This window comes from Candidatus Amarolinea aalborgensis, from assembly GCF_900491745.1.
In the GTDB taxonomy this organism is placed as follows: Bacteria; Chloroflexota; Anaerolineae; order SSC4; family Amarolineaceae; genus Amarolinea; species Amarolinea aalborgensis.
The window spans coordinates 1-25,253 of record NZ_UETR01000032.1 but is presented as its reverse complement, the minus strand read 5'-3'; the positions used below and the strand labels follow the sequence as shown (position 1 = coordinate 25,253).

General features: G+C 64.8%; 20 protein-coding genes and 1 pseudogene. 9 read left to right on the top strand and 12 right to left on the bottom strand.

Features of this window, described 5'->3' with window-relative positions:
* Positions 1-283: 283 nt before the first annotated feature.
* From ACPQ6D_RS20315 to ACPQ6D_RS20270, 10 genes are all read right to left on the bottom strand, one after another.
* The gene (locus tag ACPQ6D_RS20315; protein ID WP_423226181.1) at positions 284-3,313 is read right to left on the bottom strand and encodes a S8 family serine peptidase; all 3,030 of its coding nucleotides are present in this window, start codon (positions 3,311-3,313) and stop codon (positions 284-286) included.
* Complete coding sequence (locus ACPQ6D_RS20310; RefSeq protein WP_423226180.1) at positions 3,301-4,686, bottom strand: class I SAM-dependent RNA methyltransferase; 1,386 nt, start codon at positions 4,684-4,686, stop codon at positions 3,301-3,303. Before ACPQ6D_RS20310 ends, ACPQ6D_RS20315 begins: the two co-directional genes overlap by 13 nt.
* Positions 4,683-6,908: an alpha/beta fold hydrolase gene (locus ACPQ6D_RS20305; protein WP_423226179.1), complete on the bottom strand. Its 2,226-nt coding sequence runs from the start codon at positions 6,906-6,908 to the stop codon at positions 4,683-4,685. Before ACPQ6D_RS20305 ends, ACPQ6D_RS20310 begins: the two co-directional genes overlap by 4 nt.
* Positions 6,909-6,911: 3 nt before the next feature.
* Positions 6,912-7,535: an HD domain-containing protein gene (locus ACPQ6D_RS20300; protein WP_423226178.1), complete on the bottom strand. Its 624-nt coding sequence runs from the start codon at positions 7,533-7,535 to the stop codon at positions 6,912-6,914.
* Position 7,536: 1 nt separating this feature from the next.
* Entirely contained in the window at positions 7,537-8,235 is a 699-nt protein-coding gene (locus tag ACPQ6D_RS20295; RefSeq protein WP_423226192.1) for a class I SAM-dependent methyltransferase, read from the bottom strand.
* A 127-nt stretch (positions 8,236-8,362) separates the two neighbouring features.
* Positions 8,363-8,935, bottom strand: a complete 573-nt coding sequence (locus ACPQ6D_RS20290) for a Uma2 family endonuclease (RefSeq protein ID WP_423226177.1) — start codon at positions 8,933-8,935, stop codon at positions 8,363-8,365.
* A gap of 155 nt (positions 8,936-9,090) precedes the next feature.
* On the bottom strand, positions 9,091-10,323 hold the full coding sequence (locus ACPQ6D_RS20285; protein ID WP_423226176.1) for an SdrD B-like domain-containing protein: 1,233 nt from the start codon (positions 10,321-10,323) through the stop codon (positions 9,091-9,093).
* A 27-nt stretch (positions 10,324-10,350) separates the two neighbouring features.
* Entirely contained in the window at positions 10,351-15,684 is a 5,334-nt protein-coding gene (locus tag ACPQ6D_RS20280; RefSeq protein ID WP_423226175.1) for an SdrD B-like domain-containing protein, read from the bottom strand.
* A 188-nt stretch (positions 15,685-15,872) separates the two neighbouring features.
* The gene (locus ACPQ6D_RS20275; protein WP_423226174.1) at positions 15,873-16,358 is read right to left on the bottom strand and encodes a HugZ family pyridoxamine 5'-phosphate oxidase; all 486 of its coding nucleotides are present in this window, start codon (positions 16,356-16,358) and stop codon (positions 15,873-15,875) included.
* A gap of 384 nt (positions 16,359-16,742) precedes the next feature.
* On the bottom strand, positions 16,743-17,759 hold the full coding sequence (locus ACPQ6D_RS20270) for a GNAT family N-acetyltransferase (protein ID WP_423226173.1): 1,017 nt from the start codon (positions 17,757-17,759) through the stop codon (positions 16,743-16,745).
* 253 nt (positions 17,760-18,012) lie between these two features.
* Here ACPQ6D_RS20270 and ACPQ6D_RS20265 point away from each other — a divergent pair, with 253 nt between their 5' ends.
* From ACPQ6D_RS20265 to ACPQ6D_RS20225, 9 genes and pseudogenes are all read left to right on the top strand, one after another.
* Positions 18,013-18,273, top strand: coding sequence for a type II toxin-antitoxin system RelB/DinJ family antitoxin (locus ACPQ6D_RS20265; protein WP_423226172.1), 261 nt, complete (start codon positions 18,013-18,015; stop codon positions 18,271-18,273).
* 45 nt (positions 18,274-18,318) lie between these two features.
* A pseudogene (locus tag ACPQ6D_RS20260) lies at positions 18,319-18,485 on the top strand (type II toxin-antitoxin system YafQ family toxin); the annotation flags it as partial.
* On the top strand, positions 18,474-18,548 hold the full coding sequence (locus ACPQ6D_RS20255; RefSeq protein WP_423226191.1) for a type II toxin-antitoxin system RelE/ParE family toxin: 75 nt from the start codon (positions 18,474-18,476) through the stop codon (positions 18,546-18,548). The pseudogene ACPQ6D_RS20260 and the gene ACPQ6D_RS20255, both read left to right, overlap by 12 nt.
* A gap of 195 nt (positions 18,549-18,743) precedes the next feature.
* Complete coding sequence (locus ACPQ6D_RS20250) at positions 18,744-19,355, top strand: TetR/AcrR family transcriptional regulator (RefSeq protein ID WP_423226171.1); 612 nt, start codon at positions 18,744-18,746, stop codon at positions 19,353-19,355.
* A gap of 81 nt (positions 19,356-19,436) precedes the next feature.
* Entirely contained in the window at positions 19,437-20,006 is a 570-nt protein-coding gene (locus ACPQ6D_RS20245; RefSeq protein ID WP_423226170.1) for a DUF4188 domain-containing protein, read from the top strand.
* Positions 20,007-20,070: 64 nt separating this feature from the next.
* On the top strand, positions 20,071-20,928 hold the full coding sequence (locus tag ACPQ6D_RS20240) for an SDR family oxidoreductase (protein ID WP_423226169.1): 858 nt from the start codon (positions 20,071-20,073) through the stop codon (positions 20,926-20,928).
* A gap of 365 nt (positions 20,929-21,293) precedes the next feature.
* Positions 21,294-21,866: a PadR family transcriptional regulator gene (locus ACPQ6D_RS20235; RefSeq protein WP_423226168.1), complete on the top strand. Its 573-nt coding sequence runs from the start codon at positions 21,294-21,296 to the stop codon at positions 21,864-21,866.
* A 10-nt stretch (positions 21,867-21,876) separates the two neighbouring features.
* A complete protein-coding gene (locus ACPQ6D_RS20230) occupies positions 21,877-22,617 on the top strand; it encodes a CPBP family intramembrane glutamic endopeptidase (RefSeq protein WP_423226167.1) in 741 nt (246 codons plus the stop codon).
* A gap of 41 nt (positions 22,618-22,658) precedes the next feature.
* Positions 22,659-23,504: a CPBP family glutamic-type intramembrane protease gene (locus ACPQ6D_RS20225; protein WP_423226166.1), complete on the top strand. Its 846-nt coding sequence runs from the start codon at positions 22,659-22,661 to the stop codon at positions 23,502-23,504.
* A gap of 20 nt (positions 23,505-23,524) precedes the next feature.
* On the opposite strand, the gene ACPQ6D_RS20220 is transcribed toward ACPQ6D_RS20225, so the two are convergent.
* Both ACPQ6D_RS20220 and ACPQ6D_RS20215 read right to left on the bottom strand, forming a co-directional pair.
* Positions 23,525-24,436: an EamA family transporter gene (locus ACPQ6D_RS20220; RefSeq protein ID WP_423226165.1), complete on the bottom strand. Its 912-nt coding sequence runs from the start codon at positions 24,434-24,436 to the stop codon at positions 23,525-23,527.
* A gap of 33 nt (positions 24,437-24,469) precedes the next feature.
* Positions 24,470-25,253, bottom strand: a 784-nt coding sequence (locus tag ACPQ6D_RS20215; RefSeq protein WP_423226164.1) for a PfkB family carbohydrate kinase, incomplete at its 5' end; no start/stop codon positions are given.

Here is a 25,253-nt window from a genome sequence, read left to right as displayed (position 1 = left end):
TGCAGTCGGCGCAGGATGCCTGAGCAAACGAGCGATTGAAATCGCACCTGATGGGCGTACCGCCGGGCGTCCGCCTGCGCGGACGCGAGGCTGGCCGGCGCAGGCCGGCCTTGTGGCGGAACGCCCCTTCGGCCCGAATTCATTCGGCGGCTGCAGTCGGCGCAGGATGCCTGAGCAGCTGCGAATGAACACGAATTGTCCCGTCCGCTTTCGTGGAATTCGTGCCATTCGTGGCAGGAAAATCCTTGCTCTCTGTACAAGGATTTGACTCGTAACGTCCTGATCAACCGCCCCACCCCTGCGCGGCCATCTGCACATCGAGCAGATCCACCAGCCCATCGGCGTTGAGATCGGTCACGGCATCGTAGCCGGGATCTCGGCTGTCCGTGGCCCAACGCGCGGCGACGCGCTGCACATCCACGACGTCGGCAACGCCATCGCCGGTCAGGTCGCCGCTGACTGCGGGCGTCAGCGCCAGGCGTCCTAATTTTTCCCATTGCCCCAGGTAGAAATCGGCCGGCCACGCGCCCGCCGCCACACGGCCGACGCCAAAGGTGTCGGTGAACGGCTGACTGAAGGCCACCGCCAGCAGACTGTCGTGCAGCGGCGTCAACTGCACGTCGTCGCCATCCGGCGGCGCCAGCGGCATGCCCAATTCGAAGATCAGCGCGCCGTTCGCCTGACCGACCGCGCCGCGGCCGTTTTGCGCGCCGTCCAACGCCAGGCTGCCGTTGGCCCAATGCCAATCGAGCCAGCCCGCGCTCGCGCTGAGCGATTTGACATCGCCCCCGCCAAACCACAGCCACAGCGTCTCGCCGGCCGTAGACTGCACGCCGCTGATTTGCGCCGCAACCAGCAGACGGTCGGTCGCGCCCGGCGAGGCCGTCAACCACAGATCGAGCGCGCCCCGCTGCGGGGTGTTGGTCAGGAAGGCCAGCGGCAGGTGTAGATGCGTCGCGGCGTCCCATTCGCCGGGCAGCATGACGCCATCGGGCGTGGGCGCCGGGCCGCTGAGCCGGGTCGCGCGCAGCGGCGCAAAGGGCAAAATCTGGCGCAGCGCGCCGGCCACATCCACCTTGCCCGCGCCAAAGGCCTCGTTGGCCTGCGCGCCGGTGAAGCTGTCGCGGCGCGCGCCCGCGACCAGGGCCGCCTTGATCTGCTCCGCATTCAAATCGGGCCGCGCCTGGCGCAGCAGGGCGGCCGCGCCCCCCACATGCGGCGCCGCGCCGCTGGTGCCGCTGAACCAGCGGTACTGACCCCACTGCCCGGTTTGCGTGCGGTCGAGCGCGGTCGCCACGTCGTAATTGCTCGGCGCGGCGACATCGAGCAGCGGCTCGCCGTCCACGCGCGGCCCCTGTCCGCTGAACACGCTCAGGCCGCCGGGCGTTACGGGGTCAAGACCGCCGCTGAAGCCGCGCGTGCTGTAGGAAGCCACCACGATGCCGGCGTCCGCGGTGGCCGGCCAGATCACGCTCATCGCCGGATTGCGCGGCCCGACCCATTCCATGCCGCCCAACCAGGCCGTACGGTTGTCCTGCACGAACGCGCTGAGCGCCACCGGCAGGCTGGTCGTGTTGGTGACGGCCAGGGTAAACGCGCCGGTGGTCACGGGGCTGCGCAGCAGATGAAAATCGAGGCGCGCGGTGCCGCGGCTCGATTGTAGACGCACGCCAGAGATCGAATGACCGTCGCTGGTGATGATCGAATTGGCCGTGGCGGATAGGGTGAAGATGTTGCCCGCCCCGCCCGCGGGCGTGGTAATCGTCGCCGCCAGCGCCGCGGGATCGCCATGCCAGACCAGCGTAATATCCACGGCGGTGGCGTCGTTGCCGGCCGGCTGTTGGAACGGCAGCGCAATCGCTGCGCCGGCGGCGACGGTGGCCGCAGTGTGCTTGTAGCCGCGGTTGATGTTGCCGGCCGGCAGGACCTGGATAATACCCTGGCGTTGGGCCTCCGCAATTAGCCGCTCATGGTTGGAGGAGCCGTCGAAATACTCCTGGCTAATGTGCGTGTACTCGTGCACCACGACCTGCGCGCCGTTGGCCTGCGCCCACAGCAGCGACTCCGAGATGCCGTTGCCTGTGCTGTAAGGGTCGGCCAGGAGCAGCTCCGCATCGGGCGCCAGGCCGGTGTAGCGGTTAACGGTGCGCCAACCGCCGGCCAGAATGCCCAGCACAGACGTACCATGCGCATAGGGATCGCCTCCGGTCAGGCTGAGATCCACGCCGCGGCGTCGCGTGATGCCGTTGACATCGAACACACGCGCAATCTTGCTGCTGCCCAGCCCCGTCAAACTCTCGCCCGGGTCAAGCTGGTGGTTGCCGTTGGCATCGTTCACCAGGAAAACCCGCTCGCCCAGGGAAGGCGCGGCGTCGCCAAAACTGACGCCGTAGTCGCGCTGCCCGTTGTGATTGGCATCGTTGTAGAGCCAATCTATGTCGCTGCGGAAGACGCCGTCGTTCGTGCCTGGCACATCGTAGGGACGCGGGTAGCCATCGGCCGGCACCGACGTACCATCCACCATGCCCAGCCATTCGTTGGGGTCGGCCGCGCCGTTGCCATTCAAATCAACCGCGTCGAGGCCAGGATCGAACAGGCCGTTGCCGTTGCCATCCAGCCAGGCAAACGCGCCGCCGTCTGCGCGGAATAGGAGCGGATGGAAGACATCTACGCCGGTGTCAATGTCGGCAATCGTGACGCCGGCGCCGGTCAGGCCACTGGGCAGGGTGTTGGAGACAGCCCAGGCGGCCGTCGCGTGCATCTCCGCCACGTTGATGTCGAGCGGCGGCAGCAGATCGTCGCTGCTGTCGGCTTCGATCTGCACCACGCCCGGCAGGCTGAGCAGCCGATCGAACGCGGCCCACGGCACGCGCACAGGGATGATGAACACGCGGCTGGCGGCCGCGCCGGTTTCCTGACCGCAGCCGGGCGCCTGGCAGATCAGGTCCTCGACCCACGGCGAAATCTCACCCAGTTGGCGCAGCGCGTCCAACTCGGCGGCCGTGGGCGCATGGTCGAAGCGCACCGTCAGCGGCACCGCGTTCGCCAGTGCGCCGGTTAGCTGCCCTTTGACCTGGCGCGTGCGCAGCCAGCGCAGGCGTCCATCCACCGCGGACGGGCAGGCCGCGCCTTCGGTCAAGGTGCATGACGGCGGCGGCGGGGCCAACGGCTGGCCGGCGGCGAGAGACGCCGCGGTTTGGAGATCGGCAGCCAGGAGCGGCCCTCGATTCACCGCGGCCGACGCCTGCGTCAGCGCCCACAGAGAGATGATTGCCACGGTTGTCAAGACGGCCAGAGTTTTCAACGTTCCCACAGCGCCACACTTTCCACATGATACGTTTGGGGAAAAAGGTCCAGCGGCTGCACCGAGCGCAGCCGGTAGCCGGCCTGGGTCAGCAGCGCGGCATCGCGCGCCAGCGTGGCCGGGTCGCACGAGACGTAGGCCAGGCGCGGCGCGGCCAGGCGGGCCAGGTGTGTGACCACGTCCCTGCCCAGGCCGGTGCGCGGCGGATCCACGACGATACCCGCGTAGGGGCCGGTCAGCGTGGCAAGCACGGCCGTCGTGTCCCCCGCATGCAGGCTGACCTGCGGCAGGCCGGTCGCGTTCCAGGTAAAATCATCACAGGCGCTGGGCGACGCCTCGATGGCGTCCACCTGGCGGCAGAAGGGCGCCAGGGCCAGCGCAAACAGCCCCACGCCCGCGTAGGCATCGAGCAGGCGCTGCGTGGGCTGCGGATCCAGGAAATCGAGCACCAGGTCCACCAGGGCTTCGGCGCCTGCGGTGTTGACCTGGAAGAAGCTGCCGGCCGAGACGCGATAACGCCGACCGTGGACTTCCTCCTCGATCGTGGCCTGACCGACCAACGCTTCCGCCTGACCGTCGGTGTGCAGCAAAGCGACGGCCACCGGCAAATCAAGCGCCAGCTCCGGCGCCAACCCGTCGCTCGTCTCCACCACCAGCAGGGTTTGTCCGCTGGCCGCGCTGCTGCGCAGGGTCAAACGGCGCAGAGCCGAGCCTGGCGTTCGGGCGCGGCGCGCCGCCGGTTGGTCGCCAGGCTCCGCGCCCAGCGTCCAGAGCTTGCCTTTGTAGCTGGCTGCGGCCGCGGTTGGCGGCTCCTCGGCCGGCTCGCTCTCCGGCTCGTCCGCGGTGGCGCCGGCCCACAGCGCCGCGTGAAGCGCATCGAGGCTGGGCGACAGGAGCAGGCACTCGTCCACGGCGATCACGTCGTGACTGGCGGCCCGTTGGAACGCGGGCCGTCCATCTGCGGTGACATTGAACTGCACGTGGTTGCGATAGCGCCAGGCCGGGTCATCGTCATCGGTCAGGGCCACAGCCCACGTTTCGGCCACCGGCGGATCGGTCAGCCGGCCCAGGCGCGCCAATTGATCGCGCACAATCGCCTGTTTGAGCTCCAGTTGACGTGCATACGCGATGTGCTGCCATTGACAGCCGCCGCAGCGCTGCGGGCCGAAATACGGGCACGGCGGCTCGACTCGATCCGGGCTGGGCGCGAGGACGGCAAGCAAGCGCGCCCGCGCCCAATTGGCCTTCTGCTCGATGATCTCGACGCGCACGGTTTCGCCTGGGATGGCGAAAGGCACGAAGATCACTTTGCCGTCATGCCGGCCCAGGGCTTCACCCCCGTGTGCGATGCCGGTCAGTGTCAGTTCAAGAATATTGGTCATGGTGATTTCAACAGCGGCAAAAAGCGATACTGCCAGGGGAAAGCAGCGAAATTGACCTCCAGGTTGCTGCCCGCCGTCACCAGCACGCCTTGGAGGTCGCTGCCCAGGATGGCGAAGGCCGGCGGCGCGGCGACGCTCACCGTGTAGCTGGTGGGCGACAGGTTGAAGAAGCGATAGGCGCCCTGACTGTCGGTGGCCGCAGAGGCAACCAGGAACGCGCCTTGACGCAGGGTGACAGTGACGCCGGCAATGCCCGGCTCGTTGGGCTGCTGCGCCAGGTCGCGGTTCAGATCGGCAAAGACCGTTCCGCGGACAGCCCCGACCGCCGGGGTTGGCGTGGGGGTGGGGGTCGCGGAGGCCGTGGCCGTTGGGGTGGCGGTCGCCGTTGCGGTCGGCGTCGGCGATGACGTCGTCGTGGGTGTCATGGTAGGCGTTGCGGTTGGCGTGCGCGTTGGCGTCGGGGTCGGGGTAGTCGTGGGCGTAGCCGTGGGCGTTGGCGTCGGCGTCCAAATCGGGGTGGGCGTTGGGGTGCTGCTGCCGGGCGACAGGCGGATGCGCCAGGGTGCGGTGTTGAGATAGGCGGTCACGCGGCCGTTCGCGGCCGTCAGCGCCTGCACGCTGTGCGTCCCGTTGGTCAGGTTGTCCTTCTCCAGCACGTACGCGCCGCTGGCCGGCAGGCCCAGACTGCCCACATCGAAGGTGAAGTCCGCGCTCGCTTCTTCGGTGATGACGCCGGTGATCCAGCGTGCGCTGTTGCTGAACGCAAGATCCGCGGCCGTCCAATGCGCGCCGCCGTACTGCGTGATGCCCAGCCACCAGGCGGTCTTGCTCTCATCCGTGCGCAGGGCAATCGCCGGCGGGTTGCTGGCCAGGGTCAGCGGGCTGAGAAAATCAAAGGCCCAGGCCGCGTTCCAGGGACTGGGGTCGCCGTCGTGATTGCCGTTGTACCAATGAATCTCCAGCCGGTCTGGCCCCACCAGGTTGATGGCGTTGTAGATGTCCTGGCCGTGGTGGGGCAGGACTTTGGTGTCGGCCGTGCCGTGGACGATCGCCAATGGCATATGCTTGAGCGACAGCGCCACGTTCTTGGGCGCGCGCCGTGCATACTCAAACGGCTGCGATGAGGGCGCGCCGTAACATTCGCTCTCGATGACCGTGCGTCGCCAGTCCTCGGTCTCGCTGTACCAATCGCTCAGCGAGGCAAACGCGGAATACTCGACGACGCCGGCAAAGACCTCTGGGTACTTCGCCGCGCCCAGCAGAGCCGTTTGCGCGCCCATGGAGAAACCGACCAGGTAAATGCGGCTGGCATCCACGGCATAGTGCGCCTTCATGTAGTTGACGGTGTCGAGCAGGTCGCGCTGCGCGGCGCGCGCGCCCAGCGAATGTCCGCCGCCGGAGCTGGGGTTTTCGCCGTGCATTTCGGGCGAAGCCAACAGCCAGCCGCGGCGATTGGCCTCCGCGCCGTAGCTGTAGATCGGCTGCCAGCGCAGGTTTAGCTCATTGCCGTAGCCGTGGACGCCGATCACCAGCGGCCGCGGCGTGCCATCATAGTTGGATGGAATCTGCGCGATGGCGCGCAAGTAGGCGGGATACAACGGATAGCTGCTGGGGTAGACGAAATCCTGGTAGGTCGCGCCCGTTACCTCGCCGCTGATCTCCAGGATGCCGCTGCCCACGCTGTAACTATCGTTCGGGTCCGCGTCGTTGACGATGCGAATCGTGTTGAGGCCGTTGCGCACGAGCGTCACATCCGCAATTGGCAGGGTGGTGGTGATACCGGTGCGCGCGCAATAGCCGCTGCCGGCCGTCCAGTCGGGAATCGCGCCAATTCGGCTGCCGTTGAGATAGATGCTGTGGCCCGGCCGCGCGTTGTTGATGTCCAGTTTGAGGCTGGCGCTGGTGGGCGCGCCGGAGAAGGCCAGGAGCACCGTGGCCTCGGCCTCGTGGATGGTCGCGTCCACCGCCAGGCACGCGCTGAGCTGGCTCGATTGCACCACACTGGTGGGATTGGGAGCTGCGCGGCTGTGCGGGTTGGATGCGACCATGATTGCCAACGCCGCGGCCTTGCCGGTGAAAAATGAGAAGATCAAGGCCAGGATGGCAAAGATCACGAGCAGCCAGGCAAGCCCATGGGCAGACAGAGCCGCGCGCAGACGTCGCGGGTGTAACCTGGATGCAAAGATCCACATTGCGCCGGTCAGTGAAGGTAACTGGATCATCGGTCATTCATCTTCAGGGAGATTTCCCGGTCTGGCTGCCGGGGCCAGGTAGCCGTGCGCGACGGCCGCTTCGATCACACCCTGGGCAAAGTCCCACAGCGCCTGCGAGCCTTCCTCGATGTGACGCACACGCGCGACCACGCGGTCCGCGGTGACGCCGTGCGCCCTCCAGGACTTGCCCTGCGTGTGATAATTGTGAAGGAGGGGCATCAAGCGGTCGAGCGCGGCGGCAAAGCGCGCTTCGGGCGTCTGCCGCTGCTCGAATTCGTTCCACAGCGCGCGCAGCTCAGCCGCCTGATCCGCGGGCAAAAGGCCGAACAGACGATCGGCCGCCGCCTCTTCACGCGCCGCCTTGTCCAGGCTGGCGCGCTCGTCGTAGATGTAGGTGTCGCCGGCGTCAATTTCCACGATGTCGTGCACCACCAGCATCTTGAGGACCTGCAGCAAGTTGACCGGCGTGTTGGCGTATTCGCTCAAAACCAGGGCCATCACCGTCAGGTGCCAGGTATGCTCGGCTGAGTTTTCACGGCGAGAACCGTCCATGAGATAGGTCTGGCGCAGGACCGTCTTCAGTTTGTCAATTTCCAGGATGAATTCAACCTGGCGTTGCAAGCGTTCGTTGGGCATGTTATACCGTGAGCCACCATAGGCCCGTGCATTCGGGCAGAATCGGCTGGGCCTGCGGGCCGATGCGGGCCAGCATGTCGTCGCCAAAAAAGAAACCGGTCAGCGTCCCGGCCTCTTCGGCCGACGCGAAACGATAGTCCGTGCGAATCCAGGTGGACGCAAAGCCGGCCGCATCCAGGTACGCGTAATAATCGCGCAGATGAGGCGGCGGCAAGGGCGTCGTCTGCCCCGTGCCCTGGGTTTCCAGCAGAATCATCACGCCGCCAGGACGCAGCACGCGGCGCATTTCAGCCAGCGCCTGGCCCAGCTCTGCACGCCAGGCGTCATTTTCCTGTTGCCAGGTGACGGTATAGCAGATGCTCCAGCCGGCGATGGCGACATCGGCCACGGCCGCCCGCAGCGGCAGCTGGCGATGGTCCGCTTCCTGCACGCGCCAGTTCGTCCAACCGCCCGCCTGCAGCTTGCGCCGCGCGACGGCCAACATGGCCGGCGAGATATCGAAGGCCTGGATGGAACGCACAACCGGCGCCAGGAGGCAGGTCAGGCGGCCAGTGCCCGCGCCCAACTCCACCACATCCAGCCCAGCCAGCGGGCGGATGGCGTTCAGCGCCGGCAGGATGTGCTGCTCATAGTCCTCACGCGCCACCAGCGCATCGTAGGCGTCGGCGCTTTGCAGGTACACGTCACGGTGATCGAGCATTGTCACGGATCTGGTCTCCAGAGGGGGAAAGAAATGGAGATTGGAGATTGGTGATCGGAGATCGGGTGCGTGTAAGACGGATGATCTCCGGTCTCTGGTCTCCGGTCTCTGGTCTCTAACCTCTGCACTAAAAATCCGGCTCCCAGATCGGGCGCAAATCAAGCTGTAAACCAGGCAAAATCGGATCAGCGCTGATAGTCAGGGGGCGATCAAGGAACAGCACGCGGCCGTTGCGCGGATAAACGGTCACTCGCTGCGCTTCAGGGTCAATCAGCCAGCCAAGTTGGGCGCCGTTGCTGCGATACTCCTCCATCTTTTCCAGCAGGCTATCGAGGCTATCGGTGGCTGATCGCAGTTCAACGATAAAATCAGGGCACAGAGGAAGAAACCGGCGCTTCTGGCCGGGTTGCAGCGCGGCTAACCTGGTGCGTCGCACCCACGCCACATCGGGCGAACGAATCGCGCCATTGGGCAAGATGAAACCGCCCGATGAATCGAAGACGACCCCCGTGCCATCACGGCGCGCCCAATTGGTAATGTCGGTTGTCAGGATCGAATTGCGTGCACTGGTTTCACCGCCGGCTGGGGTCATGATCTGTACAAATCCTTCACGGGTGCGCTCGATATGCAAGTCAGGGTTGAGGCGACAAAAATCGAAGAATTCATCATCATCCAGGTTGACGATGGGCTGTAGTTGCAAGGTGATCGGTGCATCTCCATTTCTTGGAGAATTCTTTGTGGAAATCGTCTTGAGCATTGTCGCATCCTTTGGCCCGGCAAAATCGCCCACACTGGTTGTCACGCAGGCGCCATTGTACCAGCCAGCCCCCCCGGCGTCAATAGAACCGAGTTCCCTTACCGCCTCACAAAGGGCAGATACCAGCGCAGCGCCGGCCGCGTGGTGGGCGTGGGCGTCTTGGTCAGGGTCGTCGTGGGCGTCGGCGTCACGGTCAGGGTTGTCGTGGGCGTTGGGGTTAGGGTCAGGACCGGCGTCGGCGTGGCCGTCGGCGCGTCGGTCGCGGTGGCTGTTGCCGTCGGCGTTGGCGTGCCGGTGGCGGTGGGCGTGGGCGTTGGGGTTGACCAGCCCAGCGGCGGACGGAACGTGATCTCCAGACGCGCGGCCCACGCCGGGTTGCCGTCCCAGGCGTGCACATCGAGATAGCCGGTGTTACTGCTCAGACTGAAAACCAAGAAGGCCACTGCTTGACCGGATGACCAACCGGGGCGGTCAATGATCTCCTGCAGCGGCCCCGCCAGGTTGGGCGACTCGACCGCGTCCGTGGGCCAGTTGTCCACAAGCCAATCCGCCGCGGCCTGGGTGCGCGGCCGCAAGGGCGCCCAAGGGTTGTTAGGCTGAAAATCGGGCGCAGCGTCGCTGGCCTCGCCATGCACCACCCACTGCACAGGCAGGCCGCCGCTGTGCGCGCCGTTGGGCTGCAGGCGCAGGCGGGCTTCAGTTACTTGCGCGCCAACCGGTAGATTGACGCTGCCAAAACGAAAGCCGCCCGCGAAGCTGTAGACACCGTCACGGCCGAGCCGCAGCGCGGGACTTGTCACCTGGTTGACCGCCAGATCGCTGCGCACGGCCGTGTCATCCGCGCCGGCGGCGATGGTCAAGCTCATGACCAGCGGGGTCACTGCGGGCGTTGGCGTGTCCGTGAACGGAAGCACATCGCCGAAGTTGACTTCCGCGCCCTGGCTGCCGATGAGCTGCACACGCACGTTGTTGTCTGTCGTGGAGATGAAGCCGGGCGGGTCGGTCTCGACCACCCAGTAGACGCCGGCGCTCAGACCGTCGAAGCGGTAGACGCCATCCGCGCCGCTGACTGTGCTCGTCAGGTAGGTCTGGGCGGCATCCTTGAGGGTGATGGTGACGCCGGCCAGGCGCGGCTCATTGGCATCAGGAAAAAGGTCCACATCCAGATCATGCCACACCACGCCGGTGATCGTACCGGCCGGCGGCTGGGGTGCGAGCGGGCGGTCATTGGCCTGGCTGCCGTGCGTCCAGAACAAGCCCAGGGTCACCGCGACGATGATCGCGATGACCCCGTTGGCTAGAAGTGAGAAGAATCCTGGTCGTTCGTTCAAACGGTCTCCAATCTCCGGTCTCCGATCTCAGTTTTTCCACACCTGCGGCAGCCGCTGGCGTCCTTCGATGGCGTCGCCGAAGAAGACGGGATACTCGGTGCGTGCAATCAACACCAACGGTATCATGTTCGGCGTGATAGAAACGTTCTGCGGCCAATCCACCTGTTCGACCAGGTAGGAGCCGGGGGTCAGTTGTTCGAAGCTGAAGACTCCATCCGCGCCAGTGACCATGATAGCCATCACGATGTCATCTGGCTGTAATTTTTGATCCCCAAGCACATCGCGATGCAGCACAATGGTGACGCCTGTCAGGCCCGGCTCGTTGACATCGGGCGTCCCATTGCGATTTCGATCATTCCATACCCGACCATAGATGCGCCCGGTGTTGGGCGTCGCCGTGGGCGATGGAGTCAGCGTCGGCGTTGCCGTGGGCAAGGCCTGATCGGCAAAGTTGATCGTCATTTCTTGCCCAGCCGTGACCTGGAACAGCACCAGGTTCGGGCTGCCTGGCGGCGAGGTGTAACCTGGCGGATCGGTCTCTTCCAGGCGATACTGCCCTGGCGTCAGGTTGGCAAAGCGGAAACGACCGTTTGCATCTGTGCTGCTGGCGCCGACGAGCTGGCCGGCGAACGTCCGCAGTGTGATGACCACTCCGCTCAACGGCGGCTCGCCGCTGTCGGGTATGATGTTGCCATTCAGATCGTTCCAGACCAGGCCGCTGACCGCGCCGGTGATCGGCGTCGCAGTCAGCGTTGCCGTTGGGGTCCACGTGGCCGTTGGCGTAGACGTAGCGGTCGGCGATGAGGTGGCGGTTGGGGTTGACGTCGCCGTGGGCGTCATGGTCGGGGTCAGGGTCATCGTCGCGGTCGGCGTAGAGGTTGGGCTGAAGCGGTCGCCAAAATTGACTTCGAAATCATTGCCGGCCGAGACAAACAGCACGACTGAGTTCGAGGTGGTGGACGTAAAGCCTGGCGGGTCTGTCTCCTCCAGCCGGTATTGACCTGGCAGCAGACTATCGAAGTGATACGTGCCGTCGCCCACGGTGACGGTCGCGCCTACGATATTGCTGCCCTGGTAGAGCAAGATGCTGACGCCGATCAATCCCGGCTCTCCGCTCGTGGGCAAGCCGTCGCCGTTGAGGTCGTTGAACACCAGGCCGTGCACACGTCCGACCACCGGGGTGCCGGTGGGCGTGGATGTCGGCGTGGGCGTGCGTGACGGCGTCGGGGTGATCGTCGGCGTGGGCGTCGGCGTCGCCACCGGCACATCAGGGAAATCAACGATGTGCACCGCGCCGCCCTGAATGGTGATGGTGCGCGTGTTGCTGGCCGGCGGCGAGGTATAGCCGGCCGGATCCGTTTCTTGCAGGGTGACGACATTGTCCGCGCCCAAGTGATAGAAGGCAAAGGCGCCGCTAGGACCAGTGACGAGGCTGTCAATCGGCGCGCCATTGTAGATCAGCGTGATGGTGGCGCCGGCCAGGGTCGTCTCGCCGGGCTGGTAGATGCCATCGCCGTTGCTGTCCACGAAGACATGCCCGGCCACCGTGCCTTCATCCGGCGCCGGCGATGGGGTGGGCGTCGGCGTCAACGTGGGAGTCGGAGAATTCGTCGGCGTGGGGGTATTCGTCGCCGTGTTGGTGGGCGTTGGCGTCGCCGTGGGCGGCGGCGGCACATAGACCGCATGGTATTTCAGAATCGTGCCGTTGACGCCGACGGCCCAGCCGTCATAGGCGTCCACCATATCCAGACCCAGCAGGTTGTCCAGCACCGGGCTGCTCTGCGCGCTCCATGTGCTGCCGCTGTTGATGGTCCAGCGGATGACGCCCCCGTTACCCACAACCCATCCGACCTGTTGATCTATCATGTCCACGCGATTCAGATCGGCGCCGGTGCCGCTGGTCTGCATCGTCCAATTGTCGCCGGCATTGGTCGTGCGCATCAGAATGCCCGCGCTGCCCGACATCCAGCCATTGAGCATGTCCAGGAACGACACGCTGAGGAGATGACCGCCGCTGCCGGGGTAGCGCCGAATCCAATTGGCGCCGTTGTTGGCGCTGGTGAAGAAGGAGTCGTCCCAACTCGCGCCGTAGACAGCATCGGCGCTGCCGTAATTGACATCAAGCAGGTTGAAAGAGACGGGCGCGTAGGCCAGCTGCCAACTGGCGCCGGCGTTGGTCGTGCGGTAGACCCGGCCTGCGCCGCCAAGCACATTCGCGCGTGTGTTGTCCCAGGCATCTATGGCCCACAGGTAGCCAGTGAAACCATCGGGCAAGATCTGCTGCGTCCAACTGCTGCCGCCGTCAGTGGTGCGAAGGACGAAACCACCCTGGCCGATGACCCAGCCGACGTTGGCGCTTTGTGGGAAGGCCACGCCGCGCATCCAGCCAGTGATTGGGCTGCTCAACTGCCGCCAGCTCTCGCCTCCATCGGTGGTCTTGAGGATATGACCGTTGTCGCCCACGACGTAGGCTGTGTTGACATCCACTGCGCTTACCGCTTTCAGTTCACCTGGAGCCGGCGGCGCGGCCGTCGCATAACCGCTGCTGCCCTGTTTGTGAATGATCGTCTGCGCTTGACCTGCAGCCCACAACTCGCCCACGGCCGGCGCGGACAAGGCCCACAGGCTCTTGCCCTGGCTGGTTGGCGCCCAGGCCCAGGTGTTGCCGCCGTCATTGGTGACCCACACTGTGCCCTGGCCGCCAGCGAGCCAACCCTGCTGCGCCGAGGAAAAAACAATGGCCTGCAGCGGCCGCGCATCATTGATGTACTGGCCGTACCAACTGGCGCCGCCGTTGGTGGTGCGCAGCAGCGTGCCGCCTTCGCCGACGGCCCAGCCGTTCTGCAGACTCGTGAACGCCACGTCCCATAGCCACTGCTGGCTGCCGCTGGCCTGCCCGGCCCACGTTTGCCCGCCGTTGCTGGTGGCCACAATGGCGCCCAGGTTGCCGACCGCCCAGGCATAGTCTGCATCTACCGCATACAAGCCGTAGAGGTCGAGCGTGGTGTTGCTGGTTTGCGGCGTCCAGGTCTGGCCGCCGTTCGTGGTGCGCAGAATGACGCCGCCGCGGCCCACAGCCCAGCCAGTCATGAGATCCAGGAACTGGATGTCAGTCAGGCGGTTGACGGTCGGCGTGCTCTGGCTGGCCCAGGTGGCGCCGCCATCACTGGAGCGCCAAATGCGGCCCTCTGCGCCGGCGACCCAGCCATTGTTCGCGTCGAGAAAATCCACAGCTTCCAGGTCCACCGCGGGCGCAGCCTGGCGATAGGCCCAGGTTTCTCCGCCGTTGCTGGTGCGCATCAGGTGTCCGGCCTTACCCACAGCCCAGCCGGTCTGGCTGTTGATGAAGTCAATGCCGTTCAGGTCATCGCCTCCATGCCATTGGACGGTCCATTGGCCCTGGTTAGGCGGCGGTGTTGTGGCCGTGGGGGTTATAGTTGGCGTGTTGGTGGCGCCCGGCGTACGCGTGGGCGTCGCGGTGCCGGGCGCAGTGGTAGCGGTCGGTGTGCCGGGCGTCGTCGTGGGTGTGCTGGTAGGCGAGGCGCCGCCCTGGCGTGCGACGTCCACCATGTGAATCCACTCATTGCCGTCGCTCAGCGAGTCCAGGCGGAAATCGCTGCCGCCGGTCAGCCCGTTGGCAAAGCGGGCGTTGTTGATATGGAAGACGGCGGTTTTCCAGGTGTTGCTGCCGGCCTTCTGCACCCAGGGGTTGCCGCTGCCATCGGGCGTGGCGGTCTGCTCACCGGTCGGGCTGTCGTAACGCAGCGCCCAGCGGTCGGCGCCCACGTCCGCGTACCAGACGGTAACGGCGACCTGGTTGCTGCCGCCGTTGATGTAGCCGTCGTCCACCTTGAACCACATGTTGGGGTTGCCGGTGGCCTGGTCGGTGCGGCGCACGACCCAGCCCTCTTTGCCGGTTGGAACGCTGGCGTTGTAGGGATTAGCAAAATAGGGCGAGCCGCTCAAGCACCAGCGTCCGCTGCAGCCCAGACCGGTAACGTTGCTGTCGTTGGTTTCCGGCACGGTGCGGCCGCCCGCGACGCTGTCATCCTGGATCAGGTAGTAACTGTAGTTGCCAATCTGCGGATAGTAGGAAACAGTCTCGGGCTGCGCGTAACAGTAGGTGGTGGGGGTGCGGTGCTCACGCATGGCAACCCACACGCTCGGCGTGTTGGCCAGCGTCTTGCCGACGTAACGCGAGGTCCAGTCGAAGATTGCCAGGTTCTCGGTGCGATCCTGGTGCGTGACCGGATCGTAGAAGAGGTCATAATTGAGGCGCAGAAGGTCAACCTTCTTATCCAGGCCGCTGAGCATGCCCCAGTAGACATTCGTGGTGTCGCACAGCATGTAGTCGTAGGTCTCGAAGGCAATCGGCACGCTGCGGTTGTGGTAGAAGATCGGATCATACATGCCGCATTCGACCGTGTTGTTGCAGCGGTCAACCCCCTGGATCGCGTTATTGAAGTCAGGCGTCAGGCCGTTGAATGAGAGGCCAATGCCGCGCTGCGCGGCGTAGGCGGCGAGCTGCCAACGCTCACGATCCTCAAAGGTGACAGAGGCAATCTGCACCATCAACGTTTTCTGCAGGCTGCCGCTGACGCGGAAAGCCGCGGAATAGCGATCAACCACACTTTCCATCGTGCTAATCCACAGATCCACGTTAAGCCCTGCGTTGACCAGAATGCTCACGTCGGAACCTTGCGCGGCATGGTTCTCGCCAAAGGTGCCGAACCCCAGGGCCACCCATTCCAGCCGGGCGTCGTTTTTATAGCGATCGCCCAAGGCCTGGATGAACTCCCCGTAGGCGTTGAGATAGTCGCTGTCCCAGTAGCGCGGCAAGAGCCAGCGGCCGTTGACGCATCCGCCCAGGGGATATTGCGCGCTGGTGCACGCGCCGGCATCCAGGACGCTGTTGGGCGCGGCGCTGCGGATAAACGCGGGCATGGCGCTGATGCCGCCGCAACAGCGACCATTGTAGGTGCTGATGCCGATGGCGGCCGCTTTGCCGTAGCCAGCGATCGTCTCCAGGTATTGATCCAGCGCGCCCCAATTGAACTGGTTCGGGCCGATGTGCAGCTCCGACCAGTTGAACGTGCGCAGGCTGCCGGTCAGGTGATAATGCGCCGGGTCCATGGCGCCAGTTTCAGCGACGACATAGATGCCAGGTCGCGTCATGGGTGGTATGGGCGCGGCCGGGCCAGACTCTGAAACAACGGGCGCGACCGGGTCAGGGGTCGCCGGACTGCCGGCCACCGGCAGCGTCGCGGCAAGGACGCAAATCAGAACGAACAAGCCAAGCCAGGCCTGGCGTGTGCGGCGTAGATAATCAAACGAACGCATGATAGGCTGGGTAATCTTCATGGAATCTTCTCTCCTTCAGGGACACAAGAACACGATCAATCTGAAGGATAGCAGGGAAAGATGAAGTGCGAATGAACAAAAGCCCGTGAGAAGGTGACAGTTCGTTCAACTCTAGCACGAAGGCGCGAAGGGGACGAAGATCACGAAGCGCGAAGATCGCGAAGCGCGAAGATCACGAAGCACATGCCTCAACTTTGTGCTGCGCGTCTGAGGCTGTCCGCGGTCAGGTTGAAGGTTTTGCCAAAGCCGGCCACATAGCGGGCGCCGCTTGGTTCGATCCGGTAGAGGGCAAAGTCTCCCAGGTTGAACGTCATCGCAGACTGCGGAAAGCGCGCCAGGTACAGCGCCTTCACGGCGGGGTAGTCCGGGTCGTTCTCCGCGACAGGCAGCGCCCGGCCGCGCAGGGAGACGCGCGCCAACTGCTGCGGGTCGCGCATGCCGTCATCCGTCTCTGCCACCATCAGACTGACACGGGGATCGGCCAGGATGTCCTGCGTGTGTTGGGCCAGGCGGCTGGCGTGAATGTAAAAGGCAGAAAAATCAGGCGCCGCCACGAAAAGAATCAGCGAGACGAGCGGGCCAGGCTCCGCATTTCCGCTGCGCAGCGTACCCAACGACGCGACGCGCTGCGTGCGCAGCATGGTCACGAGTGTGTGTAGAGATTGATCATCCATCTTTTCCTCCAGCGATGAAAAATCCTCGACAAGTCGAGGACCCCCGAGCACTGGGCGTACCGGAAGCACCGCACTCGATCGGCATTTCTCAACTCAGTCGTGCATACGTGGGGCGCATAGCCATAGGTGAAAACAAGCAATCCGGTAACTATTCCGGCATCCTGCGCCGACTGCAGCCGCCGAATGAATTCGGGCCGCAAGGGCGTGCCGCCGCCAGGTCGGCCGGAGCCGACCGGCGCCGCGTCCACTCAGGTGGACGCCTGGCGGAACGCCCATCAGGCGCGATTTCAATCGCTCGCTTGCCACGGCGCGCCGCCTGAATAGTTACGCAATCCGTGGCGATCGGTGTTCATCCGCGGCTGATTTTGAGCCAGGCCCGCGCCATCAAACGGCTGCCAGCGCCGGCCACGAGGCGTTGGCCCAGGCAATGCGTTCGTCAATCCGCCGCACCAGGCGATAGGCCACAGGCCGAAATCCCCAACCGGGCCAGAAACGCGCGGCCAGCAGGTTGGTGCTGCGCCAATCGGTCAGGCAGGCTTGATAACCAGCCTGCTGCGCCTGGGTCAAGCCGTGGTGAGTCAATGCGCGGCCAATACCCCGCCCACGCGCGGCCGCCACGGTGCTGGCGACAGCCAGTTCGGTGCAGCGATCCGGCGCCATCAAGTTGTTGTCGGCGGCGTCCAGGTGATAATACCCGGCCAGGCCCAGCGCCTGCTTGTTCTCTAGGGCCAGCCAAACCGTGGCCGTGGGGTCATCAACCAGGCCGCCGTAGCCGCTGTGAACATCGCTCTCATCCTCTGGCAGGGCGATGCCCCACACTGGCGCGGCAATCAGATGCTCACGGATGACTCGATACAGACCAGCCACCGTCGCGCGGTCGGCCGGGCCGGCCCGGCGAATTTCCACGGTCGGCGGACGCTCAACCGCAGGCAAGACCAGGGTGTCGAGCGCGGCCAGGGCGTGCACCTGCTGGATGCCGAAACTGAGGTCAAACCAGGCGCCAACCAGGTCGGGGGTCGCCGCCGGGGTGAGGGCAATGTGATGAAAGCAGCCGTAAGCCAGCCATTGGGCGCCGAGTATTTGGTAGAGATCTTTGATCAGCTCAGGCGATTGTCCTGGCGCCAGCGCGCAGCCGGCCAGGCGCACCCAGCCCGCGCGCCCCCAAATGGCATCCAGGACAATGTCGCCGATCAAGTAAGCGGCCAGGCGGCCGTTGTCAAACGCCGCCACGCCCGCGCTGCGCGGGCGCTGCCAGGCCTCGTCAAGCGCCAGGCGGGCCGCGGCCGGGTCTTCGAAGCGCGCGGGCAGCTCTGGTTGGGTCAAACGCTGCTGCTGATGACGCAGCGCCAGCAGCGCGCTGGCTTCACTCAGCATGTCGGCATGAAACGGTTCGAATGGCATAGCGGCTCCTATCGTCTGGTGGAAGATCGGCAGGGCAATGATACTCGAAGCGGCTGGTGTGTGTCAAAGTCAGCGCCACGACGATGTTCTGGTCTGCATTTGAGCCCGCTGCAGATTTCTCGCCGGAAAAGCGCCTGGGCGTCTATCATCGCAGGCCTGCCCGATACCAGAACTCCGCAAGCTCACTTGCATTTGCAGCCAGCTGAATGTATGATGCAAGCATCAAGCCAGAGATATCGCCAAGGAGTGCAAGATGTCCAGCGTTACGATCCAATCACGGGTTAGCCCGGAACTCAAGAAGCAGGCAGAGGTTGTTTTTGGTGCGCTTGGTCTGTCCACCTCTGACGCCATCCGTATGTTTTTGCAGCAGTCTGTCAATGTCGGCGGTCTGCCGTTCCAGCCAACTGTCAAACGCCCCAATCAAGAGACCCTAGAAGCAATGGCGGAACTGGAGAGCGGGGGAGGACAGGTTTTCCAAACAACGGCTGAGCTATTTGCGGAATGGAAAGACTAAGCGATGTCGCTTATCATCCGCCAGTCTACCAGGTTTTGACGCGATATGAAGCGCTTGCTTGGCCGAGGCGTGGACTTGAGCAAGCTGAAAACGGTGATCGAAGCGCTTGTTGACCAGAAGCCGCTGGATGATCGCTATCGCGACCATTCCCTCGTGGGCGTCTGGAAAGGGCGCCCGAATGCCACGTTAATCCGGATTGGCTGCTGATCTACCGCGTAACGCCTGACGAATTGCAGCTCGTGCGCACCGGCAGCCATAGCGAGTTGTTTGGCTAGTAACAACCAACCGCTGTAGCATTCCTTCCTGCGATTCGGCGGCTCCTCTTGGCTGCCCTCGATCAAGCGTCGGCCGCAGGTAGGTAATGCGAATAGGCCGCCCTGGGCAAAAACACGGCGTCTGGTCGGATTTGACAAGATAACCGGCTCATGTTATAATTCCGAACATCGTTAGGAAAAAGAACAAGCGCCGATATGACTCAACCACGTGAACGCCGATTTCAACGCACCAAGCAGGCCATCCTGGATGCCGCCCTCGCCATTATCCGCGAGGAAGGACTAGCCGCTTTGTCCATGCGCGCGCTGGCGGACCGTATTGACTACAGCGCGGCCGGGCTGTACGAGTACTTCGGCGGCAAGGACGCGATCATCGCCGAGGTGTGCGAGCAGGGGCAGGCGCGGTTAGCCAGGCACATGGAGCAGGCCGATGCAAACCTGCCCGTGGTGGACTACCTGTACGAAATCGGCATCGCCTACATCCGCTTTGCGCTGGAGAACCCCGACCACTTTCTGCTGATGTTCACCGCTGTGCCAGCCAGCCCAGATGGTGACTTTTCTCCGCAGAAGCTGCTGGAGGGAGACTCATCGTTCCACATCCTGTTGGATGCCATCCGCCGCGGCATCGAGGAAGGGGTCTTCCCCGTGCGTCCCGGCTTCGGCCTGATGGAGATGGCGTACGCAGCGTGGGCGACCGTGCACGGAATTGCGATGCTGCGCGTGACCAGCCTGCGCGGCTACCCGCTGGACTTCGAGGCGGCCGACCGTGAGGCGCTGCGCAGCTTTGCCCGCGGCCTGCAGGCTGTGTGACGGGAAGGCCGTTAGCGTCTCTTTTTTTCGCCACAATCGCCGAACATCGTTCGGAATCAGACTACAATTAGGAACAAGGTCATGACAACTATCTTCAACGGGCGCTACACAGCCACGATGGATGGCGACTTCGTCGTCTTCCACATCGGGATGCGCATCAACCGGCTGCGCGCGGTGCAACAGTGGCTGCCTGTCGCGCGGGCCATGCAGCCGATGCTGGAGACGCTCTATCAGCGCCCGGAGTTGGGCTTTCTCGGCGGGCAGATGTTCCTGTACTGGCGAGGCGTGGCCCTGGTGCAGTATTGGCGCTCCTTCACCGACCTGGAGCGATTCGCCCGCGACCCTGCCTTCACTCACGTGCGCGCCTGGCAGCAGTTCAACAAAGCCGTGGGCGGCGACGGCAGCGTAGGCATCTGGCACGAAACGTACCTGGTGCGCGCCGGCCAGTACGAATCGGTCTACGGCAACATGCCGCGCTTCGGTCTGGCGGCTGCGGCCGGCCACGAGCCAGCCGTGGGCGTGCGGGCGACGGCGCGGCTGCGCTTGGAGCGCCAGGGTGCGCAGCCGGCCGCTGCGACCCTGGACGCGCTAGAGCCAGGTGGTTGGAAACCAGAGCCAGCCGCGCGTGATGGTTCGGTCCACGCGGCGTAGCTGGCAGCCCGTGTGGGTGCGCCCTGGATTCTGAACGCATCTCAACGATCGCAGAGGTAAAATTATGTCAAATTTAATTCTTGTTATTGGCGGCACGGGCATGTTAGGCGAGCCAGTGGCGCGCCGGCTGAGCGCCGACGGCTATCAGGTGCGCATCTTCACACGTCACCCGGACAAGGCGCGATCCAAGTTCGGCGCCGAGTATGAGGTGGTTGGAGGCGACGTCGAAGACCCGCCCTCGCTGGACGCGGCGTTGGCGGGTTGTCAGGCGGTCCACATCAATCTCGAAGGCGGGTTGGACCCAGACCTGGAGCGGCGCGGCGCGCAAAACGTTGCCGCCGCAGCCGCGAAGGCGGGCGTCCAACGGATCACGTATCTTTCGGGGACTTCGGTCACAAAAGAAAACAGCTGGTATGCCGGAACGAAGGCCAAGTTCGAAGCCGAGGCCGCCATCCGCGCCGCGAGCGTGCCCTACACGATCTTCCAGGCAACCTTCTTCATGGAAACGCTGCCCAGGTTCGTGCGCGGCGCGCGCGCCAGCATCCTCGGCAGCCAGCCCCATCCCTGGCATTGGGTCGCCGCAGACGACTACGCCCGCATGGTTTCCAAAGCCTACGCGACGCCGGCCGCGGCCAACAAGACGCTGCACATTTTTGGCCCTGAACTTTGGACTCTGGGGCAGGCATTGCAGACTTATTGCCGCGTTGCTCGACCGGGCGCGAAGGTCAGCTCAGTTCCCTTCTGGATGGCAGCGCTGATCGCCAGCCTGTCGCGCGACACGGAACTCAAGGCGGTCTTGCCCTTCTTCCGCTACAGTGAAAAGGTCGTCGAAGAAGGCGATCCGGCTGAGGCCAACGCCTTGCTCGGCGCGCCCACGACAACGCTGGCGCAATGGTGCAACCTGCAAGTAGGGCGTCAGTAGATCGGCTGTAACTATTCAGGCGGCGCGCCGTGGCAAGCGAGCGATTGAAATCGCGCCTGATGGGCGTTCCGCCAGGCGTCCACCTGAGTGGACGCGGCGCCGGTCGGCTCCGGCCGACCTGGCGGCGGCACGCCCTTGCGGCCCGAATTCATTCGGCGGCTGCAGTCGGCGCAGGATGCCTGAATAGTTACGATCGGCTTTGAAAATAGGCCGCAGATGAACACGGATCGCCACGGATTGCCTGGCTTCATCCACGGCTGTGCGCCGCGCCCAGGGGCGACTGATTTGACAAAGGCTTCGCGGTGAGTTATTATAGGATTAGTCCTATATAGGATTGATATTCTATTCATCTCAGGGTGAAGCCTATGTCTCTCGAGTACGCCATTCTTGGCTTCTTGAACTACAGCCCGCTGTCGGGCTATGACCTGAAAAAGGTCTTCGACAACTCGGTGCGCCATTTCTGGCCCGCCGACCAGAGCCAGATCTACCGGACCCTGGCGCGGCTGGCGGAACAGGGCTACGTCGAGCAGGAAATCGTGCGCGGCCTCGACCGCCACGACCGCAAGGAGTACCATATCACATCCACCGGCCGGGCGGCGCTGCGCGCCTGGCTGCTCACACCACTGACATCGCACGATGTCCGCATTGCCGCGTTGATTCAGGTCTTCTTCGCCGGGCAATTGTCCGACGAGCAGATCCTCGCGCTCTTCGAACGGTTGGCCGCCGAGGCGCGCGCCACCCTCGCCGCCTACGACGAGATACCGCAGCCAGCCGAAGCGGACGCCCAGGCGGCGGGCATGCAGCGCGAGCGTTTTTTCTGGGGCTTGACGCTCGAATACGGGATCATGTCCGCACGGATGGATTTGGCGTGGTTCGAGAGCGTGATGGCGCGCGTCCGCGCCGGAGAGCTTCCTCCGTCGCCCGCAGGGTTGCCTTGAGGAGATGAAGATGCTAACCGCAAACTCGCTGAACCAGCCGTCCCTCCCGATGCGCCGCACCTGGGTGCTTCTGATCGCCGCGCCGCTGCTCTTCCTGGCCGCGATCAGCGTCGCCTCCGTGTATTTTGGATTCGTCACCCGCGGCAACGCCCAGGCCATTGCCGAGCAGACGCCCAAGGCGATGCCGTTCATTCTTGTGGCCGTGCAGGCGGCGCTCCTGCTGCTGCTCGGGCGCACGCTGCGCTGGGCACACCAGGCCTGGGCCGCAATCGGCTGGCGCCTGGAACCGGGCCAACGACTCTGGCAGGAGGTGTTGATTGGGATCGTCCCTGGCGTGGTGGTGGCCGTTCTCTACTTCACGGTTTTGTCGTCGGCGATGATCTGGCTGCAAAGCCACGTGGGCGATTACGTGCCGCCTGGCGAGCTGACGGGCACCTTGGGCGCAGCCATCGCGCCGTTTTTCCTGGCCAACGTGCTGCTGGCGCCCTTCGTCGAGGAGAGCCTCTACCGCGGCTACGCGTTGGAGCGCCTGCAACAACGCTATAGTCTGCCCCTGGCCGTCGTTGTCTCGACTGCGTTTTTCGGGCTGCTGCACTGGGCCGGTGGATTTTGGTACATCCTGCTGACGGGCATCGTGGCCGGGGGCCTGTTTGCCGGGCTGCGCGTGTGGCGACGCACGCTCGTTGCGCCGTTTGCCGCGCATCTGGCGCTCAATCTCCTTGAATTCATCTGGATCTGGCTGGCGCGCTGAGGCCTCTTGATCTATCTCTGCACGTGTCTGGAGGAATTCCTGTGACCGCTTCGCGCAACGTACAAACTCGTCGCAACCTGGTGATTTTCGCCGTTGTCGCCGCCGGCATTGGCTGGGTTGGCCTGTGGCTGAACCAGGTGATGGCTAACCCTGATCCACGACAGAATCTGGGCATGCTGCTCTGGCTCATTGCGCCTGCGTTGACGGGCGTGCTGCTGCGCGCGGCGGCCGGCGATGGCTGGGCCGATGCTGGGCTGAGACCCGCACTGAAAAAGAACCTGGGCTGGTATGGCTTCGCCCTGCTGATCTATCCGGTCTGCCTTGCGCTTATCCTTGGCCTGGGCTACGCAACGGGCGCTGTCTCCGCGGCCGGCCTATCCTCGCTGGGCCTGGGGAGGTTCGCCGGCTTGGTTGCCGCCGCGCTGTTGGCTGGCGTTGTCAAGAACATCGGCGAGGAGTTCGCCTGGCGCGGGTATCTTACGCCGCGGCTCGACGCACTGGGCTGGCCTGCCTGGGCGAGCGCGTTGCTCGTTGGCGTCATCTGGGGAGCGTGGCATCTACCGTACTGGTTTGGATTCATGGCGCCTGGAGATTTCCAGGCGTACACCAGCCTGAGCCGCGCCGCGTTCATTTCCCTGGCGTTCGCGGCGTTTGTCCCCGCGGCCTTCGCCTACGGGGAGCTGCGACGCATCACGGGTTCGGTGTGGCCGACTGTCGTGCTGCACACGGTGGGCAATGCCATCATCTTGACGCTGCTCCTGAGCCGCCTCGTCGAGTTCAAGAGCAGCCTGGCTTCCGCGCTGTTCACGCCCGGCATGGAAGGCTTCCTCAGCATGGCGCTGTGGGCGCTGATCGGCGTCGGCATCTATCGGAGGAGAAAGGGCTGAGCCGCCGCAGGGTCAGACGGTTACTGCAGAAAGAGCAGCGCAGCGCCGGTCAGCGCTACCAGGGTGCCAACGACCGCGCGGCGGGTGATTTGCTCGTGGAAAACCCAGTGCATCAGCGGAATGAGCAGCACGGGCGGCAGCGCCAACAGCGTAGAGGCGACGCCAAGCGGCGCATTTTGAACCGCGATCATCGAACCCCAGATGCCGAGGAACGGGCCGGTGAAAGCGCCGCCCAGGATGAAGCGGAAAGCGGTCTGGTCACGCAGGGCCTTCAGTGTGGCGCGCACCTGGCCTTGCGCCAGCGTCACCAGCGTGATCGTCGCCAGGGCCACGGAGATGCGCATGAGGGTCGCGGAGATCGTGGAAAAGCCGCCGGCCATGCCCTGTTTCGCCAGGAGGAGTCCTAACGCCTGCCCCAGCGCCGCGCCGACGCCCAAGAGGACGCCGTTGAGGTAGGCGCGGTGGTCATGATCGCCGGCAAAGACGGCCACACCGCTGCTGGCCTGTGCGCGCGGCGCGGTCGTCACCCAGGCGACGCCGGCCAGGGCCACGAGCATGGCGAAGATTTCCAGGCGCGTCAGCGCTTCGCCGAGCCACAGCCAGGCCAGGAGCGAAGAGAGGATAGGGGACAGGACCATCAAGAGCATGGCGCGTCGCGGGCCGATCAGCACGTAGGCCTGGAAAAGGCAGGCATCGCCCAGCACCAGGCCGATGATGCCGGAGATGCCCAGCCAAAACCAGCGCGCTGGCGCCGCGGACTGCGGCCACAGCGCGCCGGTCAGCAGCAGGTGCGCCAGCGCGAGAAAAACGGCGGCGATAGCCAGGCGCGTGCGATTGACCACCGGGGAGCCGACGCGCCGCCCCGCCAGGGTGAACTGCAGCGACGTGAACGACCAGGCCACTGACGTAAAAAGCGCGGCCAATTCACCCATACACGATCACGCAGCGAAGCCAGTCATACCCACTCACGCGCCAGAACCTGCCAGGAACGCATCCACGACGGCGCGGGTCGGCAGCGCGGGAATGGCGCCGCGCTCCTGCGTCGTCAAGGCGCCGACCGCATTGCCCAAACGCAAGGCGCTCCGCACATCGTCCTCATTCCAGGCCAGGTCACAGGCAAGCAGGCCGCTCAGCAGGCCGGCCACGAACCCGTCGCCCGCGCCCGTCGTGTCCACGGGCTTGGCCGCGAATCCCGGCACGTGCCCGGCGGCCGCCGGCATGAAGTAGGAACTGCCGCCGGGGCCTTGCGTCACCACCAGCAGGCGCAGGGCGTCGTGCCACAAGCGCCGCGCGCCCTCGGCCAGGACTTCGGCGAGCTCAGTCGAGTCGTCGGTCGCGCCGCTGAGGAAGGCCAGCTCTTCTTCGCTGACCTTGATGACCTGCCCGTACTGCCAACCCACCAACATGCCCGCGCGCGCGGCTTCGGGCGAAGGCCACAGCGGCAGGCGCAGATTGGGATCGTACGAGATAAGCGCGCCGCCCGCCTGCGCCGCGGCCACGGCTGCCAGCGTGGCGCTGCGGCTCGGTTCCCCGATCAGCGAGATGGAGCCAAAGTGAAAGATGCGAGTCTGCCCGGCGTAGACCGTGTCAACGTCCTCAGGCCGCCAGAGCATGTCCGCGCTGGGATGGCGGTAGAACATGAAGTCACGTTCACCGTCCGCGCGCAGCGAAACGAAAGCCAGCGCGGTGCGCGCCTCGCGGCTGAAGCGCAGACCCGCTGTGTCTACGCCATCGGCGCGCAGGGTGTCC

What these genes read in the sequence shown, in the direction of transcription:
- ACPQ6D_RS20310 (WP_423226180.1), bottom strand. Translation starts at nt 4,686, where the DNA reads ATGACCAATATTCTTGAACTGACACTGACCGGCATCGCACACGGGGGT.
- ACPQ6D_RS20305 (WP_423226179.1), bottom strand. Translation starts at nt 6,908, where the DNA reads ATGATCCAGTTACCTTCACTGACCGGCGCAATGTGGATCTTTGCATCC.
- ACPQ6D_RS20300 (WP_423226178.1), bottom strand. Translation starts at nt 7,535, where the DNA reads ATGCCCAACGAACGCTTGCAACGCCAGGTTGAATTCATCCTGGAAATT.
- ACPQ6D_RS20295 (WP_423226192.1), bottom strand. Translation starts at nt 8,235, where the DNA reads ATGCTCGATCACCGTGACGTGTACCTGCAAAGCGCCGACGCCTACGAT.
- ACPQ6D_RS20280 (WP_423226175.1), bottom strand. Translation starts at nt 15,684, where the DNA reads ATGAAGATTACCCAGCCTATCATGCGTTCGTTTGATTATCTACGCCGC.
- ACPQ6D_RS20275 (WP_423226174.1), bottom strand. Translation starts at nt 16,358, where the DNA reads ATGGATGATCAATCTCTACACACACTCGTGACCATGCTGCGCACGCAG.
- ACPQ6D_RS20270 (WP_423226173.1), bottom strand. Translation starts at nt 17,759, where the DNA reads ATGCCATTCGAACCGTTTCATGCCGACATGCTGAGTGAAGCCAGCGCG.
- ACPQ6D_RS20265 (WP_423226172.1), top strand. Translation starts at nt 18,013, where the DNA reads ATGTCCAGCGTTACGATCCAATCACGGGTTAGCCCGGAACTCAAGAAG.
- ACPQ6D_RS20250 (WP_423226171.1), top strand. Translation starts at nt 18,744, where the DNA reads ATGACTCAACCACGTGAACGCCGATTTCAACGCACCAAGCAGGCCATC.
- ACPQ6D_RS20245 (WP_423226170.1), top strand. Translation starts at nt 19,437, where the DNA reads ATGACAACTATCTTCAACGGGCGCTACACAGCCACGATGGATGGCGAC.
- ACPQ6D_RS20240 (WP_423226169.1), top strand. Translation starts at nt 20,071, where the DNA reads ATGTCAAATTTAATTCTTGTTATTGGCGGCACGGGCATGTTAGGCGAG.
- ACPQ6D_RS20235 (WP_423226168.1), top strand. Translation starts at nt 21,294, where the DNA reads ATGTCTCTCGAGTACGCCATTCTTGGCTTCTTGAACTACAGCCCGCTG.
- ACPQ6D_RS20230 (WP_423226167.1), top strand. Translation starts at nt 21,877, where the DNA reads ATGCTAACCGCAAACTCGCTGAACCAGCCGTCCCTCCCGATGCGCCGC.
- ACPQ6D_RS20220 (WP_423226165.1), bottom strand. Translation starts at nt 24,436, where the DNA reads ATGGGTGAATTGGCCGCGCTTTTTACGTCAGTGGCCTGGTCGTTCACG.